Raw genomic sequence first — 1153 nt, 5'->3', positions numbered from 1 at the left:
TCACCGTAAAAAGTACCGTAAGATCTTACAAATCTGAGAATAGCAACGGCATTCAAACCGAAGACAGTAGCCTCGCTGCTGAACTTTCTAGCCGCGTGAAAATTACCGATAAGTTAGACATTCACGCGACGTTGGATTACCAAGATTGGCAACAAGGCTTTGAGGTAGGTTTAGGTTTCCGATTTTAAAAATCGAGTGCTTCTTTTGAAATCAACACCCCATTCCAATCGGCATAAACATGATGTTTTGGTTGAACAATTTGATTCAGCATCGTTAACGTCACGTTGACTTCACCCACACCACGCTTTTCCGTTTTAAACGGGCATGTACCCAGCGCTTGCACTCCTATGTCCATTTGCGACATTTGTGCCACATCACGCACTGCTCCGTACACGATGATACCTTCCCAACCATTTTCGATACCGAGTATCGCCAGCTGATCACCAAGCAGCGCTTTTTGGCAGGAACCGTGTCCATCAACAATCAAGACTTTGCCAGTGCCATCCTGTTCTAGAACTTCACGTACTTTAGAATTATCGTGATAGCAACGCACTGTGACAATTTCGCCATGAAAGGCGGTACGTTGACCAAAGTTCTGTAGCGGTAAATTTAGCAACGTCACTTGGTCTTCAAATTGATCACAAATATCTGGTGTTATGTCTCTCATATTTCCTCCGTGAATTTGCTCGCTCGGGCATAACCCCAACGAGAGATATCCTGTTATACGAGCCTGTCGTTAATTTTTCCTAGCCAATGTTTTTTGCTCGGTGCCGCGCACGCAACTAAGTAAAGATCACCATCTATCACATAGTAAATGGCATTTTGTTGAAACACTTTTGCCAATCGCACAGCCTCTTCTAATGATATATCCGCCGCAAAACTCTCTTCACACAATTCAAAGCTGCGATCACCTACGTTAACGAGCACGTAATTCGCGTGTTTAAGTTGTCTTTCTAACTCTTGATTACTTATGCAGTTCTCTTTCTTTGACCGCAAATTACTGTAGGGGTTCCAAGCAGTTATCACCGCATAACTTGACGTATGCCATTCAGCCTCAAAATGAAAAAAAGATTCTGAATAAGCATTCCATAACGATACATCTATGTTCGTATTACTTTTTTCTATCATAACTCTTAAACGATTAATAACAGTT

2 protein-coding genes and 1 pseudogene are annotated in these 1153 nt (G+C 42.2%); 1 reads left to right on the top strand and 2 read right to left on the bottom strand.

The genetic code is table 11. From position 1 onward, the window contains the following. Window positions 1-188 (top strand): annotated as a pseudogene (locus tag R7Q41_RS24225) (ribonuclease regulator); the annotation flags it as partial. Here R7Q41_RS24225 and R7Q41_RS24220 read toward each other — a convergent pair. Both R7Q41_RS24220 and R7Q41_RS24215 read right to left on the bottom strand, forming a co-directional pair. Next, window positions 185-667 (bottom strand): putative 4-hydroxy-4-methyl-2-oxoglutarate aldolase, encoded by a 483-nt coding sequence (locus tag R7Q41_RS24220; protein WP_005460676.1) that lies wholly within the window; start codon window positions 665-667, stop codon window positions 185-187. The pseudogene R7Q41_RS24225 and the gene R7Q41_RS24220 sit on opposite strands and share 4 nt — an antisense overlap. Before the next feature lie 53 nt (window positions 668-720). After that, entirely contained in the window at window positions 721-1128 is a 408-nt protein-coding gene (locus R7Q41_RS24215; protein ID WP_318144731.1) for a DUF3293 domain-containing protein, read from the bottom strand. Window positions 1129-1153: the final 25 nt, after the last annotated feature.

The organism is Vibrio sp. 2096 (assembly GCF_033339595.1).
Lineage (GTDB): Bacteria > Pseudomonadota > Gammaproteobacteria > Enterobacterales > Vibrionaceae > Vibrio > Vibrio alginolyticus.
Note: the sequence above shows the minus strand (reverse complement) of the source record. Positions and strands in the feature narration are given on the sequence as shown.